General features: G+C 41.5%; 20 protein-coding genes. 10 read left to right on the plus strand and 10 right to left on the minus strand.

Translation table 11 applies throughout. The features are described 5' to 3' along the window. Window positions 1–4: 4 nt before the first annotated feature. The 4 genes from ASULF_RS09295 to ASULF_RS09310 form a co-directional block, all read right to left on the minus strand. Window positions 5–967: a daunorubicin resistance protein DrrA family ABC transporter ATP-binding protein gene (locus ASULF_RS09295; protein WP_015591472.1), complete on the minus strand. Its 963-nt coding sequence runs from the start codon at window positions 965–967 to the stop codon at window positions 5–7. Window positions 968–988: 21 nt separating this feature from the next. Beyond that, a complete protein-coding gene (locus ASULF_RS09300; protein WP_015591473.1) occupies window positions 989–1,342 on the minus strand; it encodes a hypothetical protein in 354 nt (117 codons plus the stop codon). Window positions 1,343–1,502: 160 nt separating this feature from the next. Then, window positions 1,503–2,255 (minus strand): transposase, encoded by a 753-nt coding sequence (locus ASULF_RS09305; protein WP_015591474.1) that lies wholly within the window; start codon window positions 2,253–2,255, stop codon window positions 1,503–1,505. Between the two features lie 124 nt (window positions 2,256–2,379). Beyond that, the gene (locus ASULF_RS09310; protein ID WP_015591475.1) at window positions 2,380–2,568 is read right to left on the minus strand and encodes a hypothetical protein; all 189 of its coding nucleotides are present in this window, start codon (window positions 2,566–2,568) and stop codon (window positions 2,380–2,382) included. A gap of 394 nt (window positions 2,569–2,962) precedes the next feature. Here ASULF_RS09310 and ASULF_RS09315 point away from each other — a divergent pair, with 394 nt between their 5' ends. The 7 genes from ASULF_RS09315 to ASULF_RS09345 all read left to right on the plus strand — a co-directional run bounded on the left by ASULF_RS09315 (window position 2,963) and on the right by ASULF_RS09345 (window position 8,463). Beyond that, window positions 2,963–3,214 (plus strand): hypothetical protein, encoded by a 252-nt coding sequence (locus ASULF_RS09315; protein WP_144060536.1) that lies wholly within the window; start codon window positions 2,963–2,965, stop codon window positions 3,212–3,214. 300 nt (window positions 3,215–3,514) lie between these two features. Further along, window positions 3,515–3,934 (plus strand): hypothetical protein, encoded by a 420-nt coding sequence (locus ASULF_RS09320; RefSeq protein ID WP_015591477.1) that lies wholly within the window; start codon window positions 3,515–3,517, stop codon window positions 3,932–3,934. Continuing rightward, window positions 3,873–4,667: an SPL family radical SAM protein gene (locus tag ASULF_RS09325; protein ID WP_015591478.1), complete on the plus strand. Its 795-nt coding sequence runs from the start codon at window positions 3,873–3,875 to the stop codon at window positions 4,665–4,667. Before ASULF_RS09320 ends, ASULF_RS09325 begins: the two co-directional genes overlap by 62 nt. A 212-nt stretch (window positions 4,668–4,879) precedes the next feature. Next, window positions 4,880–6,952: a phytoene desaturase family protein gene (locus tag ASULF_RS09330; RefSeq protein ID WP_015591480.1), complete on the plus strand. Its 2,073-nt coding sequence runs from the start codon at window positions 4,880–4,882 to the stop codon at window positions 6,950–6,952. A gap of 422 nt (window positions 6,953–7,374) precedes the next feature. Then, the gene (locus tag ASULF_RS09335; RefSeq protein ID WP_015591481.1) at window positions 7,375–7,848 is read left to right on the plus strand and encodes a Brix domain-containing protein; all 474 of its coding nucleotides are present in this window, start codon (window positions 7,375–7,377) and stop codon (window positions 7,846–7,848) included. Window positions 7,849–7,852: 4 nt separating this feature from the next. Then, complete coding sequence (locus ASULF_RS09340; RefSeq protein WP_015591482.1) at window positions 7,853–8,101, plus strand: KEOPS complex subunit Pcc1; 249 nt, start codon at window positions 7,853–7,855, stop codon at window positions 8,099–8,101. An 11-nt stretch (window positions 8,102–8,112) separates the two neighbouring features. Continuing rightward, window positions 8,113–8,463, plus strand: a complete 351-nt coding sequence (locus tag ASULF_RS09345; RefSeq protein WP_015591483.1) for a prefoldin subunit beta — start codon at window positions 8,113–8,115, stop codon at window positions 8,461–8,463. 350 nt (window positions 8,464–8,813) lie between these two features. On the opposite strand, the gene ASULF_RS12070 is transcribed toward ASULF_RS09345, so the two are convergent. Then, window positions 8,814–8,972: a hypothetical protein gene (locus tag ASULF_RS12070; RefSeq protein WP_015591485.1), complete on the minus strand. Its 159-nt coding sequence runs from the start codon at window positions 8,970–8,972 to the stop codon at window positions 8,814–8,816. A 1,033-nt stretch (window positions 8,973–10,005) separates the two neighbouring features. On the opposite strand from ASULF_RS12070, the gene ASULF_RS09355 reads away from it, so the two are divergent. Both ASULF_RS09355 and ASULF_RS09360 read left to right on the plus strand, forming a co-directional pair. Then, window positions 10,006–10,605: a hypothetical protein gene (locus tag ASULF_RS09355; protein ID WP_015591486.1), complete on the plus strand. Its 600-nt coding sequence runs from the start codon at window positions 10,006–10,008 to the stop codon at window positions 10,603–10,605. A 6-nt stretch (window positions 10,606–10,611) separates the two neighbouring features. Next, a complete protein-coding gene (locus tag ASULF_RS09360) occupies window positions 10,612–11,967 on the plus strand; it encodes a hypothetical protein (RefSeq protein ID WP_015591487.1) in 1,356 nt (451 codons plus the stop codon). Between the two features lie 162 nt (window positions 11,968–12,129). On the opposite strand, the gene cysC is transcribed toward ASULF_RS09360, so the two are convergent. The 5 genes from cysC to ASULF_RS09385 all read right to left on the minus strand — a co-directional run bounded on the left by cysC (window position 12,130) and on the right by ASULF_RS09385 (window position 16,747). Next, window positions 12,130–12,678 (minus strand): adenylyl-sulfate kinase, encoded by a 549-nt coding sequence (gene cysC / locus ASULF_RS09365; RefSeq protein ID WP_015591488.1) that lies wholly within the window; start codon window positions 12,676–12,678, stop codon window positions 12,130–12,132. Next, window positions 12,675–14,036 (minus strand): alkaline phosphatase family protein, encoded by a 1,362-nt coding sequence (locus ASULF_RS09370; RefSeq protein ID WP_015591489.1) that lies wholly within the window; start codon window positions 14,034–14,036, stop codon window positions 12,675–12,677. The genes cysC and ASULF_RS09370 overlap by 4 nt, the downstream gene beginning before the upstream one ends. Then, complete coding sequence (locus tag ASULF_RS09375) at window positions 14,018–14,968, minus strand: DHH family phosphoesterase (RefSeq protein ID WP_015591490.1); 951 nt, start codon at window positions 14,966–14,968, stop codon at window positions 14,018–14,020. The genes ASULF_RS09370 and ASULF_RS09375 overlap by 19 nt, the downstream gene beginning before the upstream one ends. A 6-nt stretch (window positions 14,969–14,974) precedes the next feature. Further along, window positions 14,975–16,381 carry an RNA-guided endonuclease InsQ/TnpB family protein gene (locus ASULF_RS09380; RefSeq protein WP_015591491.1) on the minus strand — a complete coding sequence of 469 codons (1,407 nt, stop codon included), beginning with the start codon at window positions 16,379–16,381 and terminating at the stop codon, window positions 14,975–14,977. A gap of 135 nt (window positions 16,382–16,516) precedes the next feature. Then, on the minus strand, window positions 16,517–16,747 hold the full coding sequence (locus ASULF_RS09385) for a ribbon-helix-helix domain-containing protein (protein ID WP_015591492.1): 231 nt from the start codon (window positions 16,745–16,747) through the stop codon (window positions 16,517–16,519). Window positions 16,748–16,871: 124 nt separating this feature from the next. Here ASULF_RS09385 and ASULF_RS09390 point away from each other — a divergent pair, with 124 nt between their 5' ends. After that, window positions 16,872–17,507, plus strand: a complete 636-nt coding sequence (locus tag ASULF_RS09390) for a phosphatase domain-containing putative toxin (RefSeq protein WP_015591493.1) — start codon at window positions 16,872–16,874, stop codon at window positions 17,505–17,507. The last annotated feature ends 29 nt before the right edge of the window (window positions 17,508–17,536 follow it).

Here is a 17,536-nt window from a genome sequence, read left to right on the forward strand (position 1 = left end):
TCAATCACCTTCTCCTTGCAATAACAAATCTGCTAATATCTGATCCTCCACCCCGTATCGTCCTACCAGTCAGCCTGATGAAGACATCCTCGAGGCTCGATTTTTTGAGACTTATTGAGTTGATGGCAACACCATTTTCATTTGCAAGCGTAACGATCTTCGGAATTAACTTCTCTCCCTCGTTGGCACTTATCAGCACGCCATAATCTGTTTTAAAAACAGATTCATCGTATTCGGCCAGTGCTGCGATCAGCTTTTCTCCATCTCTGGTATATACTTCAATTGAGTCCCTTCCGACCAAGCTCCTCAGACTCTCCACCGTATCGAGGGCAATGATTCTGCCGTGATCGATGATCGCCACTCTATCGCACAGCCTTTCGGCCTCTTCTATATAGTGAGTTGTAAGGATTATCGTGACATTTTCCATGCTCTCAATATATTCCCAAATATTCCTCCTCGTCTGAACATCGAGCCCGAGGGTCGGCTCATCCAAGAATAGCACCTGAGGTGAGTGCATCAGACCTCTCGCTATCTCAAGCCTCCTCTGCATGCCACCGCTGAACTTCTTAACAAGCTCATCAGCCTTATCTAACAGCCCCACAAGAGAGAGAACTTCATCAATCCGTTCTTTCCTCAGTTGTCCGTCCATTCCATAGATCCTTCCATGAAAGTCCAAGTTCTCCCTTGCTGTAAGTTCAAGATCTAGAGTCGGCTCCTGAAAGACTATTCCGATGTTCTGCCTTACTCTGGATGGTTCATCAGTTATACTGTATCCGGCAACAAACGCTTTACCCTCACTCGGCTTCAGGAGTGTCGAGAGGATCTTTATCAAAGTTGTCTTTCCAGCCCCGTTTGGGCCCAGAAGACCAAAAATCTCTCCTCGTTCAACCCTGAAAGAAACTCCTTTAAGGGCATAAAGATTGCCAAACCGTTTTCCGATGCTATCCACGACAATTATGTCATCCATCGATGTCATCCATCACTATCGCTATCTGTGCAGATCCTTTTCAGAAGCTCTCATCAAAGCCAAGCAGATGTTAGCCTTAAGTGTTATCTCGAAATAGTCTTTATCTGGCTCGAGAACTGCAAACTTTTTTGGTATTGGAATTAACAGTGGATCATCACAACAGTAGCTCAGATTTCCATTATGATCGACAAAAAGGCTCACCTTCTCGGGATTTCTCTTGCTGACCATTATGTATATGTTCTTCGAGCTATTTTTTCTCGTAATATCCATTATCTCCTCGATTGAGTACTTGTTCACAAGACAGAACATAATCTGATTTGCCAGATCGGTTGTTTCGGGAGTCGTGGTGTAGCCGAGTTCCTCAACCCGTGACATTTCAGTGAAATTATGAGAGCTAAGTTAAAAAGCTTTCTGATTTAAATTTACGGACATATCTTTATAGGACCTCCCTTTATCCGATCTCTCTATTTTAACAAATCCAGCATTTAACAACTCCAAATCAAAAATAAACAACTCCAGAAAAGTGCCCTATGATTTACAACCTTCTCCCTCTCAAATGCTCTATGATAACGTCAGCTTTAAGTCCATTCTCAATGCAGAACTGCATAAACAGAGATCCAGCGTACAGACACATAGTAACCCTTGGAATCGCCAGATCTCTGTAATAGATGTGCAAATCCTTCAATCCAAAAAGAGCTTTTGTCGCTTTAAATAGAATCTCAATCTCAGCCCTCATCTCAGCAAAATCCTCGTAATCGTTGATTGCTTGAAGGGTCGTTTTTATTATCTCATTCAAATCTTTAACCAGATCATCAAAAACGCTTGAATACCTCGAATTTAGCCAGTCAAAGTTGACTAGCATAGCCTTAATAACCCTTTCAAGTTTCTTCAGGTTATTTTTGGGTTTAACAATCGGTATTATTCTGTACGACATTGACATCTCATACACTTTGTAGCAGCTAAATCCTGCATCCGCTATTACGGCCTTTATTTTACCGTTTAGAGTTCCCAGATTCGATATCACCATTTCATCCGCTTTAACCTTTGAAGTTTTCTTTGAGAAGATTCTAACATCAACCAGGCTTAGATTGGAGAGATTTATTAAAACAGCAACTATATAGCCGACTGTTGTTCCCTTTAACGAATCGAAGACGAACTCAGCATCAAATTCCTGAGCTATCTTCTTTCCATTTCTACGTTTGTTCAAATCAACTGGAACGATAAAAGTATCGAGAACGTATATCTCACCTTCTTTAACCTTCAGATTCCTGAATATCATTCTGTCCATGTGATAAGAGAGATTTTTCCTCTTTTTGTGGTATTCTGCATAGTCTGTTATCGTTTCAGCTTTAGATCGAGAATTTCTCTCAATTTCTCATCAAAGCTTAAATAGAGGTAGAAGAAGGCTGGAATCATTCCATAAGCCTTATTGTCTCAACTTTGAAGTAGTCAATGAAGGTATCATCTTCAATCTCTTTTCTTTTGAACAGCTTTCTTGCAGTTATGCTTATTGTTTGAGCGAAGCTGTAAACGAGAATTCTCAATTCTTCTTCGTAGATTTCTCCTCTGTTTATTTTCTCCCTTATCTCATCCGTAATCATGAAAAGGAATTTGGTGCTTCTGTTTTTAAACTTTTTCGATTTATTTGACTTCTTTTTTGATTTTGATTGTTTTTGAGTTTTATTTCTTGCAGACACTCTTCTGGAATAGAGAGATAAAAATATGGAGTTGTAAGAGTTGTTATTTGATTTTATTCGGAAAGCTTATAAAGGGAAGCCCTATCTTAATACTAAAGCAGTAAGCTCTCGGAATAAGTTTCTTATCAAGCGGTACAGTATTTTTATTTTTATCAATGTCGAAATTTAACAATGACGAGGTGAAAAGAAAATGAAACTATAAAATCCACCGCTATGGCTCTGGGTTGCGATAGGGGTTGGATACTTTATTTTAGGTGTCGTTGGATTCCTGAAGAATCGTGTCGATATGTATTGGCAGATGATGTTGATCTTCGGAGTTCTTTGGCTGATAGTTGTAGTCTATGATTTAAAGACAAACAAATTCACAAAAAAGCCAACTCCTGAAGATATTCTCGCTCTTGGTACCTTAGCTACGATATTCCTAGCTTCTGTTGTTGTTGCTATCACAAACAGCATAATAATGTTTCTTGCAGCGTTTATAAGCAGGATGTTGATAACCTATACAGCCTATAAAAAAGAAAAGAAACATAATGAAAGCAATCAAAAATAAAAAGGTTGTTGAAAAATATGTTAAAGGGTTAAAATGAATAAGCTTCAAGAAATAATTAAATTCGTGCTTACAGCAAGGCTTGAAAATTTAATTTGTGATTACTAATAAGAGGAGGTAGAAAGGAATGAAAGATAAAAACAGTTCCTCTAAAATGGATTGGAGATCCTAAGAAATCTACATTGTTCGTATTTACTACAGGATGTATGGTCGGTTCTCTCGGAGCTATAACCTTCAAACATGCTCAATCGATTGGTTTACTGGAAACTTTTGAATAATAGAAAATGTCAATGAGTGAAAAAAATGAATTGGCTGAGAGATATCAAATTTGGTATTTTATTTGGACTCGTAGGTTTCACTCTTACTCTTTTAACCATGTACTCAGCAACAGGCATACTTGACTGGAGATTTCCTGCTGTAATAGGAACTGGATTTTTCGGTGGAGGGTTTTTGGGTTCACTGATGAGAAGATTGTATAAAGGTGGTGAAGAAAGAAAAGCAAATCTTATTTTGCTGGTATGTGCTTTATGTCTTATTCCTGTAATAATCGAGAATTTGTACGACGTATTTACTGGGAACTGGAGGACATGGAAGGCTATTAGCGTAGTTGGTGGCGTATATTTGATATGTTTTGCAATCTTCCGTGTGGCAAGGTGTGAAGATGAAGATTGTCAAGATAAAAGCCAAGAAAGCCTTTGCTCCAACCAAAATTCCTGGAGCTAAATGGGTTGTAAATCAATATATTGGCTGCCAGCACGCATGTAAGTACTGTTATGCCAAGTTCATGTGCAGATGGTATAATCACGGAAAGTGGGGATCTTGGGTAGTTGTTAAAGAAAATATGGCAGATCTTGTTAAAAAGCAGGTAGTTAACGGTTCCGTTTATATGAGTAGTGTTAGCGATCCTTACCAGCCAATTGAAAAGGAGTTTAGGTTAACGAGGAATGTTTTGAAAAATATGGATAAAAGAATAAAACTATCTATTCTAACAAAATCCGATTTAGTTTTAAGGGATATAGACTTGTTTAAGAAGTTTAACGATATAGAAGTTGGTCTCACAATTAACAGCTTTGAAGGTGCGATTAAAAAGAAAGTTGAACCGTTTTCTTCGAGTAATAAGAGAAGAATAGAAGCATTTAAAGAACTTCGTGAAAACGGGGTTAGAAATTACGCATTTATTTCTCCGATAATTCCTCATTTGACTGATATAGAACATTTAATAGAAGAAACGAAAAGTTTTACGAATTTTTACTGGTTTGAGTTTCTGAATCTAAAGGCTTCTGGTAAGGAGTTTAGAGAATGGCTAAAGCAAAATTATCCAGAAAGCTATGAAATACTTTCTGATAAAACCAAAGCTGAAAAGTATGTGAAAGAAGTAATAAATGCTATAAAGAAGGCTGAAATTTTTGTTAAAGGTATTTGTGTTCATTATCCAAAGCTTATGGTGGTGAAATAAAATGACAAAGAAAAAAGAAATTAAGGAGTTGAAAGAAGAGATTGAGCTATTGGATGATATACTTTCTGCTTTGGTTGAATTGCTTGAAGAGAAATGAGTTTTGAAGTATGAAGAATGGAAGAAAAGGATGAAAGAGAAGATAAAAGAGGGTGAAAAGTTGAAGAGGATTTAAGCATTAAAACAATATAAAGCAAACCAGAAAGGTGTAGAAAATGAAGGGAAATGTGAAAAACAATAGAAAAATACCCGGTATGCTCTATATACTTATTTCTTTTGTTCCATGGGTTGTTTACTGGGTATTATGTGGAATGGGAAACATGTTGGGCGTAGTCATTCCCTTAGTTATTATTTTACTGCTTATAATCCCTCAAATCTGCAGAAGAGATTTCAATCTGATGGATGTTACCTCTCTTCTCTACTTCAGCATAGCCACTACTGCTACATTTATCTTCAACCTGAACATATTTGTTGAGAAAAGCGGTTTTCTCGGTTACTTTACTTTGTTTCTAATGGCATTATTTTCTCTAATCATCAAACAACCTTACACCCTTCAGGTTTCGAAAAGGGATTATCCTGAAATCTACTGGAAGGAGAAATCATTTCTGGCCATCAACAACATAATTACTGGGGTCTGGGCAGTAATCTTCATAGCAAACGCAACCATATTTTTACTTCTCGACATACCCTTTACCATAATACTTTCAAACACTTTAATTGCTCTTGGTATAGCGTTTTCAATTGTTTTTCCCTTGAAAGCACCCGCTTACTTTGCTTCAAAGGAATTCAAGAAATATGATTGGAGCGTTGAGGTAACTCAAAAGCTAAAAGGAGAAAACGAATACGATGTCATCATCGTTGGCTCTGGCATTGCTGGCTTAACCTGCGGTGCTTTACTCTCAAAAAGAGGATACAAGGTTTTAGTTTTGGAGCAACATTATCAGGTTGGAGGCTACTGCTCATCCTTTAAAAGGAGGGATTTTGTCTTTAATGCTGGTGTCTCAGATGTAAGCGGTTTATGGGAAAAAGGTCCTATCGCCTATCTTCTCAGAGAGCTTGGGTTAAAAAGAGAAGATTTGTTTGTGAGAAATACAATAAGATACGTCTTCAAAGACGAGGAAGTAGAAGTACAAAACCTGGAGGAATTCATGAGAAAGCTTTCAGATATGTTTCCAGAAGAAAAAGAGAACATTTACGCCTTCTTCGATGAAGCTAAAAAAGCCTATGAGGAGTGTTACAAAGACGCTGAAGCTTATGGCATTCCCTTGCCAGCTGAACTAATCGTCAAGGTTTTTGGAGCTAAAAAGCTCTTGGATTATCCTAAGGAGCATCCACACTTTTACGACTGGATGAACAAAACATTCAGGCAAAAACTCGATGAATACTTCAAAAATGAGGATTTAAAGACTTTACTTGGCGCTTTGTTAGGCTATATAGGAACAGAAGCAGATAAAACTCCTGCAAGCAACGCACTTACTGCTGTAGTTTCATACTACATCCATGGGGGGTACTTTCCAAGAGGAGGAGCTCAAAGGTTTGCAAACAGCTTGAAGGAGGTTATTGAGGGGCACGGTGGTAAAGTCTTGCTTAGGCATAAAGCAGATAAGATACTGATCGGGAACGGAAAGGTTGAGGGTATAAAGGTTGGAGACAAAGTTTTTAGAGCTTCGATTGTTGTGGCAAATGCAAACGCAAAAACCACTTTCTTAGAACTCGTTGGAGAGAAGCACTTGGATGCGAGATTCATTGAATACTTAAAAACCCTGAAGATGTCTCCTTCCTGCTTTGCGGTGTTCTTAGGAGTTGATGCAGACCTAACTGAATATCCAACGATTGTCGTAGATTTGGATGATGGATATTATGTTGTGATAAACTCGAATGCTGACTCAAGCTTAGCGCCAAATGGTAAAGCGAGCGTTACAATACTGACTCTCGCCAACTATCACGATTTTCCAGAGAGAGGAACAGAAGAGTATTTGCAGAAGAAGAAGGAATTTGCCGAAATGTTGATCAAGAAGGCTGAAAAAGTCATTCCGGATTTAAGCAAGCGTATAATCGTTCAGGATGCAGCAACACCAAAGACGTTCGAGAGATACACCTCTATGCCGGAAGGAGCAATCTACGCTTTTGATCAATCGATTGACACCAAGAGACCGTACTTTAAAACCCCAATAAGGGGCTTGTATCTGGCAAGTGCTTCAACTTTCCCGGGTGGTGGAATAGAAGCAGTGGTAATATCAGGAATGATCTGTGCAAACGATATATGTAACTGGGAGGTTAAGCAATGAATGACCTACTCGCAATAGATTCTCCTCTTTGATTTCCTGTATGTATAGTTGAAAATTTAGCCCAGTAAAACGCTCCCTAGCAAATACGCAAGTGAAAATAAAAAATTTCATCTACCGGAAATAACCGAAATTTGTTATTTGTTTTATCACCCTTGCTTGCAAGACCTCATACGGGGGTAGTTCACATCACATATAGACCTCTACAATATTGTGTGGGATTTTAAGTTGAAAAACACTTTTATGCAGAATGAAGAGCTCTTCCTGATTGCTTTGAGAATTAAACCTCCTTAGTATCAAGTACTTTGGAAGTCATAGGATTTCCAAGTTCACCAAATTTTTGCTTACTGCCTACAACAATGAACGCAACTACACAAACCTACAACTACACAAACTTAAAATCTCCATACATCCAGTAAATCCATGTGATCCTCACAACCTCAAGAAAGCCGGGGAGGAAAACCAGAACGCTTGCCAAATTTCTCGCAAAATTCATGAACTGGAAGTACATTTCAAGGGGAAAAAAGAGTCTTGAAAAGGTCTATTCTCTGTCCCCTGATGTTGCGATACTAGAAGAGATAAAAGGAAATCCATCTATCCTCAGGATCATAAAAAATGGACGGGAAGTTTTTTCAATGAGATTCAATCCCGGGAAGATAGAAAAAGTTAAGATGGATAACTCCCCTGTCTTCTTTAGCGGGGATGTGTGGTTCGATCCTTTAATATTTGATGCTGTTCCAGTAAGTTTTGCCGGGAAAAAGATGAAGAAAAAGTTCAAGGCCATGGGAGCATTAAAGAAAGAGATTCTTGTAAAGAAAGACAGGAATAAATACCACATGCTTTTCAACTACAGTGGCAGGCTCGTGGGCAAGCTTATTGTCATGAGATCCATGAGGTGAAAGATTGAACTATAAAGGTGATTTCGAGTTCAAGATTGAGAATTACAAGAAGGCAGAACTGATATTTAATGCGCTGAAAGTTGAGGGGGGTAGAGGGATAAGAAGCGAGGCAAAGATTTATTTAAAGGGAGGGTCTTTAATCTTAAAAATCGAAGCAGAAGATCTAACTTCATTTAGAGCCAGCCTGAATTCGTGGTTACGGCTTATAAGAATATGTAATGAAATATTGAATGTAATCGATGAAGTAGAGTAGAGGTGTTCGAGATGAGTGTTGAACTTCCACCCCAGGTACAGAATATGGTTGCTCAGCTTCAGCAGATCCAACAGCAGCTTCAGGTTGTGGTTGCTCAGAAAGCACAGGTTGATGCTGGACTGAAAGAAGCTGAAATGGCGCTGGAAGAGCTGAAAAAAAAGGAAGATACTACTGTTTACAAAACAGTTGGTAATATACTCGTAAAAACAAGCAAGGAAGAGATGCTAAAGGAGCTTGAGGAGAAGAAGGAGACTCTGGAGATCAGAATAAAAACCCTGCAGAGGCAGGAAGAGAAGCTCAGAGAGAGATTTGTCGAACTGCAGAAAAAGATTCAATCAATGCTCGGGCCTCAGGCCGGGTAGCAGATTGGACAGGCAGCGAGATGTCGAGAGAGTTCGATGTAATAATAGCTTTCGCACTTTTCCATTTCGGAATATTTTCAACTATTTTTTTAATTGCGATATCGATATTTTTTCTGACATATCCATATAACCTGATCGTTAGCACGATTGGGATAACTGCCGGGCTTGTTTTGATATACAAAGGAATAAAGTTAGGAAAATCACTGAAATCTTCCTGAAGCTGAGATACCTGAAGTAGAACATTTTTTAAACGAAATAGAGGTCTCTTTCTTTCAATCTATCTATAAAATTAAATAACCATCCAGACAATTTTTCATAGAAATTGAAAGTTTCCAACAATGTGTTCGCTATCAGACCCTTCTCCTCCTAACCCTCTCAACGAACCTCTCTATATTTATCCCATTCTTCAAGCAGAACTGGCAGAATAACTGTGTAGCATAAAATATCATCCTAATATATGTAATAGCGTACTTGCAGTAGTAAACGTGTAAATCTCCTAATTCGAACATTGCTTTTGCTACTTTGAAGAAGAGCTCTATCCTGTTCCTTATTTCTGCGAATTCCTCTATCTACGTTTCTTTTCACCTAGATTACTGGAATTATTCTGTAGTTTAAAGGTAACAAAACGTTGTCGTAGGCGAAAAAACTAGCATCTGCTATAACAACCTCTATCTTGCCACTTTCAGTTCCCAAATTCGATATTACCCTTTCTACCCAAATCTCCTTCTTCTTGTTCTTCGGATAAATTTTAATGTCGACAACCGAGAAATTGGTCAGATAGAGCAGAGTGCAGACAAAGTATCCTACCTCAACGCCTCTAACAGAATCGTAGCAGAACTCTGCATCGAAAATCTTTTGTCTTCTTTCCGTGTCTTAGTCTGTTTAAATCTACCGTTGCTACTGTTGTATCCAGTCTGTAGATTTCATCCACTTTTCCTTAAACATTCCTCTATTATTGTATTGTTGATTCTAACTTTTAGTATGGAGTCTTTTCCTGAAATCTTCGTAGTTTGAGAATGTCTTTAGTACCTAAGGTTGAGAATGTCTTTCAACTTTTTTGTGATCTCTGAGAAATACATAAAAGAGAATTAGAGGAAATCCGAAGAAGAACTTAATTGTCTCAACTTTATAATAGTCGATTAAATAAGCATCATGCTTCTCTTTTCTCCTGAATAATCCGGTAGCTTTTTCTGATACAATTTTAGCATTCCAAAGCCACTATCCAGAAATCATCTTCTGTCATATCCCCACTGTTTATTTTCTCCACTACACTCCTCAGAATCATAAAAAGAAACGATGTAATTCTATTTTTAAATTTTTCTATTTTTATGGATTATTTTCTTGATTTAATCTCTCAATTTTGTTATTTCTGAGTTACACTTTGATGGAGATGAAGAATAAAAATATGGATCTGTCTGTCTTAGTTAATTTTATTGAGGGTTTGGAAGAAAGTGACCTTATATCCGATAAGTTTTGACAGCACCCTAAAATCTTCGGGGAAATGATAATATCTAATCACGAAGAACTTTAACTAGTGATAGTATGTTTCCGGTTGAAGAGTGGGTTACTGTCGTTTCCGGTCTCGCTTTTACAGCTGTGGCAGTTTTGCTGTACTCAAGAACAAAGCAGATCTCAGCTCTGCTGTGGACGATAGCTGCGGCGTCGTTTTTGGTAATCTCAATAGCTCTGGCTGTAATGGGACTCAACGCTCTGCAGCTTGCGGTAACACCGTACCTCGGATCGATATATCCGGGATTGCTTGCAGCAGGCATAATTGCGAGCAAGAGCAAAGCTTGGAGGTACTACTTCGCGTTTGTGATCGTGGCGCTTGTCCTGATGGCGGCGGGCAGCGAAGGATTGGTGAAGATATCAAGGGTTCTGCTGCACTCGGTATCGGGACTCATCATAGTCTTTCTGCCTCTTGTTTTCGCTGTCAAGCGCCTCGCTCCTGCATCGTCAATTTTCGTCAGCATCGGCGGTCTGCTGATCTCGATAGGTGGATTAGCCTTGGCTACGCTGATGGCAGGGAAACCGCTGCTGCCATTTGAAACGGTAGTGTTCATCCTCCACCCGCTGCTGTTCCTCTCAGCGTTCGTTATGGCTGCAGGGCTTTATGTGAGTAGAGGCCTCGGGCTCGAGTGAGGGATTATGGAAGCGAGATACCACATGGTTATCGCCTTCACACTCGCAGTGCTGCTTGTGGGTTTTGGTGTACTCCTCTCTCCACCGTTCAAAGATCTGCGGAAGTCTATCGGTCTTCCAGAGGATTTGCCTGGATCGAGATACGCGAATGGTGTGGCGGAGATAATAAACCCCGACATCGATCAGGCAGAGCTGTACCTTACGAGGATTGCCCATATCTACCATGCGGTCTTTGCAGTGCTTATCTATGCAACCATCGCAGCCCTCGTTAAGATCTATCGCATGGAAACCGATATTCTGCTGCTGATGCTGACTGGTGTGCTGATGGTCGTAGCAGGCAGTATAGTTTACGCTTACATCGATCACACGTTCTTCTGGCACGGGCTGTTCATAGCAGGTTTAGCAGTTATTTTCTCCAGCGCTTTGCTGCTGCTTTTCAGGTTCAAGCCATCCGAAAAACTCGACTGGGCTGTGCTGGTTGCAGGACTGCTCCTGCTCGGCGGTGCGGTAATAGGCGGGTGGGTTGGCAGCAGCTTTATAGACAGCAATCTCGCCCACGAGTTCCTCATAGCAAAGATCCAGAGCAGGTTCAATCCCGATCTGGCTGAGGAGAGCACAGTCTGGAGAGCTATGACCGGGCATCTGCATGCGATGGTTGCTTTATCTCTCGCTTTAGCCTTCGTAGTTGCCGTGAAGGCAGTTGGGGTCAGACAGAGTAGATTGACGCAGATGGCAGTATATGCCGTGATATTCGGCGAGACTGTAATGGCTCTCGCATCCTACTCCGTGTGGTTTGCCGGAAAGATTGCTCACCTCATAATCACACCTGCAGCTTTGGCTCTGATCTTCGGCACCCTAATGTTGTCCTTCAGAACCGAGAGACCTGAAGCTGCAAGCCCAAAGGGAGCTTTGAGCTGGGGATTGAGGCTGGGAAACCTCTGGGTCTGGGCTTTCGTAGCCGTTCCGGGAGCGATAGTTGCGATAAGTCTCAGAAAGCCCAAATTCTTTAACCCCGAGTTTCGGGCTGAGAGCTGGGACTGGGCAGAGCTTGCTTACAACATAGGTCACTGGCACATACTCCTTGCGATCTGGGGTGTCACTCTTCTGCTGGTTTACTTAGCCATCGTCAGCAAGTCGAGGTTCGCTGCTATAGCCGGATGGACTGCAACTATCGGCATGCTCGGATCAATCGCTGCTGTAAATCTTTACATGCTCGCCAACCCGCCGCTACCGTATGTGCCCAACCCCTACGACAACTTCTGGTTGCAGTACTTCGTAGAGCCGTCGATGGCTATAATGAGTCTTGGTGTTGCAGCCTCCTACTTTGTATTCCTGAAGGATGCGCTTAAAGGAGACACTTAAGAGGTAATTTTTAATTACTATTTTGCTATCTTTGGACTACGGAAAATATAGGAGAGTGTGAGCAAGAAAAAGATCTGAAAGAGCAAGATATGGAGGTATCGCTAATTTCTTCCACCCAACAAAACCTTTTGGAGAGCTTTATACTAGAACACATTGCAGGATTCACACCACTCCAGACTTCTGTGTAATTTGATCCAGTAGCCCCAAGTCCTTAATCTTTTTTAAAACCTCCTCAACCTCCTCCTCAACGCTCATCCTGTCAGTATCAAGTATCAGCTCAGGACTTTCAGGCTCCTCGTATTCACCATCCAAGCCTGTTAGCTCCTTAACCTCTCCCTTCAGAGCTTTCGCATACAAACCCTTGGGATCCCGTTCAATCCTAACCTCAAGCGGGCATCTGAGATACACTTCAACAAAGCTCCCAATTTCTTTCCTCGCGTACTCCCTCCAGGCTCTATACGGAGCTATTACAGATACTATAGTTATAACTCCATTCTTGGCCAGTAGCTTGGCCATTTCAGTGACAACCCGGTTGTGCATCTCCCTCTCCTGCTTGCTGAAGCCCAGATCAGGATAAAGCCTCGATCTAATTCCATCACCATCCAGAACTTCAGCCTGACAACCCATCTCCTGCAACTTCTCAGCCAGTGCCATCGCAAGTGTAGTCTTACCAGCCCCACTCGGACCGGTTAGCCATATAACGAAGCTCATATCAGACTTCTCCCCCTCAGGTCATGCTTTATTCCAAAAAGGGATAGCACAGTTGGGGCGAAATCGTAAATAGAGCACTCCACCATCTTGCTATCGATATCAGGTATATGTAGGGTGAATACTCCATACTCAGAATGGACAGCATCATCCGGGCCGGTATCGTTTTCTGGCAGGTACAGAGAATCATGACCTACTGTACCGGCAGACCTCCAGTACAGATCGTCAAAGTAAACCATCATATCTGGCTTATCACCCTTTGCAACCGGATATATATCCTCTGGGTAAAATACCTTTGTGTCCCATCTCTCTCCATCCGGCCCCTTTATGGATTTCACCATATCAGCAATCTCATCCCTGAACCTGTCATACTCTGAAAGCCTGATAACTCCATTTTTCTCCCTGCCCTTGATGTTCAGAAAGATCCTTGCGTAGTATCCACCCCATGCCCATGCTATGGTATCGCTCCAGCTTGTTTTCAGCTCTTCGAGCCTTTTTACATTTCCATACTCGTACTCTGCCTTAAGCAACCCCTCATCGATCAGCCATTGATTTACGGCAAAACAGCCTTTCATCCTTTTTATGCCATGATCTGAGACTATCATCACAGCAGTATCCTCATCCAGCAGTTTCAGCGTTTTTCCTATTTCCTTGTCCAGCAGTTTGTAGTAATCAGGGATCACATTCCTGTACTTGCTATCCGGCTCATGCAGGTGATGGTTCTCATCGAAGTACTTCCAGAATGCATGATGAATCCTGTCAAGCCCTATCTCCACAAACTCAAAGTAGTTCCAGTCCTTTGTTTCGATTAAATGCCTCACAAGCTCAAATCTCTTTTCTGTCATCTCCCAGATTTTGTCCTTAACTTCATCTCGCTCATCCTTTCTGAAGACCACATCGAATATGTAATCTCCAACAACCTTCTCAACCTCGGCCTTGAGGTTTTGAGGGTAGGTGTAACTGACAGATGAGTCCGGAGTTATGAAGCAGCTAACAAGCCATCCATTGATCTTCTTTGGAGGATAGGAAGGAGGGACTCCCACCAGAACTGATTTGTATCCCTTCTCCCCAAGATAATCCCATACTGCTTTTTCCTTGACCATCAAGCTGTGGGCTATCCATATATCGCTGTAGCTGTTTCCCTTGCGATGTCTGAAACCATACAGTCCCATTTCTCCCGGAGTTTTTCCGGTAGCCATGACCATCCAAGCAGGGATCGTTATGGCTGGTATGCAGCTTTTCATCGCCCCGTATATAGAGTTCTCGAGTAGTTTCCTTATGTTGGGCAGATCGTTGATAAACTCGTGGAACAGCAACTCGGGTGGAGCAGAATCCAAACCGATCACGAAAACCTTACGCATTTCAGGCACCCCATCAGAATTTCCAACACATCATTCAACCTATCTCTTTCGCAAACACACCCAAAAACATCCTTCTTTCCACCAGCGTTAAAATCCTTAAGGCTGGAAATTATTTCATCCATTTTTACCCTTTCGGCCATATCGGGAGATACTCTGAAGTAAAGCTGGGCTTTTCCATGGAAGTTTCTGTTAACGGCTACAGCCCCATTATATCCCAACTCCCAGACGAGCTTTCTGGCAACCTTTGAAATTATGTTGAAGTCACTGGAGAATTCAGCGAGAGCGAGACCATCTTCAACCACCACATTCGACAGCACATTGTCAATCTCGCTCTCTATTGCCTCGAGATTGTTCAGCCATGGTTCAAATTCCAGCAACTCAGTCAGCGATTTCTCAAGCAATACCTTTACAGCATCTTCAACCTTATTTCTGTCCATCACGATATAATTGGAGTCGATAAGCTCCACAATCTTTTCCGCCTCATTTCTGGTTATTCCCTCTTTTTTCAATAGTTCTATAACCCTCTGGATTTCAAAAGCTCTCCTACCAACATCTCCAATTGCACCCAGCGCGCTCCAGGCGTTCCAGAGATTATAATACTCCGACACAACGAAAGTAGTTGAAGGTGAGGTTTTACCATCAAGAACGGGATTTATCTGCCTGATTCGTGAGTTCTTTATTTTCGGCTGAATGTGGTGGTCGATGAACACAGCATCCCTGTCCAGAGCTTCCACCTCATCTGGAAGATTCAAATCAAGAATGAACAGTTTTTCTGCATTTGCCATGTATTTTTTTATGCGTTCATCAAGTCTGAATTTCCCTATAGGAGGAACCAAGTTCCTGAAATCCGATGTTTCATCTAAAGCTTTCACAACCAAGGCTGCAGATGCAACACCATCTGTATCCCAGTGGTGGATGATTAAAGCCGACATAGTGAATCACCCCTCGCTCACACAAGGGGCTTCGGGATGGGTTTGAGCTAAGCCCCTTACCATCCCAAGGGGGACACAACCCCTTGCTACTCCTATCTGTCCCAGAACGGGGACAGACTCGGAGCTACCTCTCAGCCTGTGGAAGACTCTTAACCTGATTATTTGTTTGAGGCCAGACGCCATATCCCTCAAAAACCCATGATCCGTCTGGCCAATCTCGTACAGGTACTTTTTCAGGATGTTTCTTGCGGAGTTGACATCTGCGTTGATGATACCGATCACGGATTTGAACAGACCCCTCTTTACCCTTTTTCGAGGTTCGTAGTACTCTCTTGAGGGATACTCGTGCTTAACAGAGTCCACACCGGATGTATACTCCTCGCTTACTTCTACGATATCCCCAAACTTGTACTTGAGGTGCTTTACTACTTTACCATGAGGGAGTAAAGAGAACATCTGGTTTACGAGGTCGGGCAACTTGCTTTCCTTGTTCTTGGATGAGTGAACATTTCCTACAACGATCCTTGTTACCCTGAACTTCTTGGCAAGCTCCACAATCAGGTTTGATACACGGTGAGAGAAATCTCTCAGCAAATTTCTCACCCGCTTCCAGAGCTTGGCAATTCTTTCGTCGAGTTTGTGGTGTGGTAAGCCCTCGTTCAGGTTGTCTCTTTTAGACTGCAATCTGGAGATTTTCTTGAGGTATTTTCTTAGAAGGGACATTAGACCTCTGCCATCGATGATGTATGACACAGGATGGCCCTCGATAACGATAACAGCGAAGTTGGAAGTGTTGAAGTCGATGCTCATCAACATCTCTTTTTCTGGTTGTTGGGTTTGCTCTTGCTCTACAGAGTAAACGATTCCTATTTGGTAGAATATCCTGCCAGAGTACTTGAGAGGAGTTATCTGGATGTTTCTTACATCGTAACCAGTTAAGTCAATACCAGTATCAATCCACAAGTACTTCTTATCGTAGCCGTACTCCTCTTTCAAGTATTCTCTCAGTTGTTTTGGTATGGATAACCTGATCTTACTCCCGAGCACCTTGAAACCTGTTTTGTCGTAAACGATAGTACGATGGGGCTTCTTCTTATCCATGAATCCTGGCCTTCTTACGGGAGAACTGTAATTCTCAGGATTCTTCAGGTAGTCGAAATACTTTTCCCAGCCCTCAACGAGCTGACCCATGAGGATTTGGGCTGACCTTGAGTGAATGTTCCTGACGAAGAAGTTGTCTTTGAGTTTGTTGTAGATGTCGTAAACGTTGAACTTGAGGTTTCCGTTTATGAGGTGGTGGTTGACAACATTCCACACCTTGCCCGCGTTGTAGCAGAGGTTGCCGATGACTATCTCCTGCTCCCTGGTTAGTCTGGGCTGAATGACTATGCATCGGTTTTCCTGCACATACATACGTCTGCGTTTGGGCATATAGATGTTGAGAGTAGTGTGAAAGTGAAAAGGATATATCAACCCGCCCACCTCTCCTTGCGTATCCCCTCGCTTCGCAAGGGGTCTTGCAAGCAACGGGAAGATAAAAATTATTAATTAATCGAGATAACCCAGAGCCCTCAACCTCTCCTTAACTTTCTCCTCTTCCTCCTCGCTGAAAACCTCTTCTTTATCCTCTTCCTCCAGGCTTGCGAGAACCTCCCTCAGAACATAGGTTACATAATCTGAAACCGAAGTGAAACCCGTACCCTCGATTCTACTCTTTATCTTGTCATATAAAGGCTTTGGAATCGAAACCGTGGTATACTTTCTCCCCTCATCGCTCATAACATCACCCAGCTATGTTTAATTAAATGTAATTAAAATCTTTTGCTGGAAAAAGCAGTTTCAGTAGAAACCTCAACCAGAAAAACTGAGAAAAATTTATTAAATACCACGGAGTTTCATCGATATGCCTCTCAATAACTTCCGAGTGATTATCGATGGCAAACTTGCTGGAATGGGACTACCAGACAGGGAAGCACTGATACAGCTCAAGGATATGGGTTTCAAAGGAATTCTAACCCTAACTGAAAAACCCCTTATGTATGATGAGATAAGATACTTCCAGTACCATCACATCCCTTTGAAGAATTTTAAAGCTCCCTATTTGGATCAGATGGTCGAGGCTGTTGAATTCATAGACAATGTCGATGGGCCGGTGGCGGTTCACTGTCAGTTCGGAAAAGGCAAGACCGGCTGTATTTTAGGAGCATATTTGATATACAAGTTCAATATGTGCACAGATGAGGTAATCCGAAGGCTGAAAGCCATTTTCAACAGCTATATTGAACTTTCCGAGCAGGTAGAAGCTCTAAAGGATTTTGAGAGGTTTTTAAGAACGAAATCCTATTACGAAGATGGATGTAGCGGGAAAATCATCGTTAAAAGGGACTATTCGATGTTCGAAGAGTGCATACACCACTTCAAGGTTTGCGTTTATGAAGATGAAACCGAAATGATTCTCAAAACAGATAGTGGGGAGATAGTTCTTTCATTTAAGGGGGATATCGGAAGGAAGATGACAAAATCCATCTGCCATCTGTAATCAGGTTCTGTTTTTAAAATTGCTTTTTA

The organism is Archaeoglobus sulfaticallidus PM70-1, from assembly GCF_000385565.1.
GTDB classification, from domain to species: Archaea; Halobacteriota; Archaeoglobi; order Archaeoglobales; family Archaeoglobaceae; genus Archaeoglobus_A; species Archaeoglobus_A sulfaticallidus.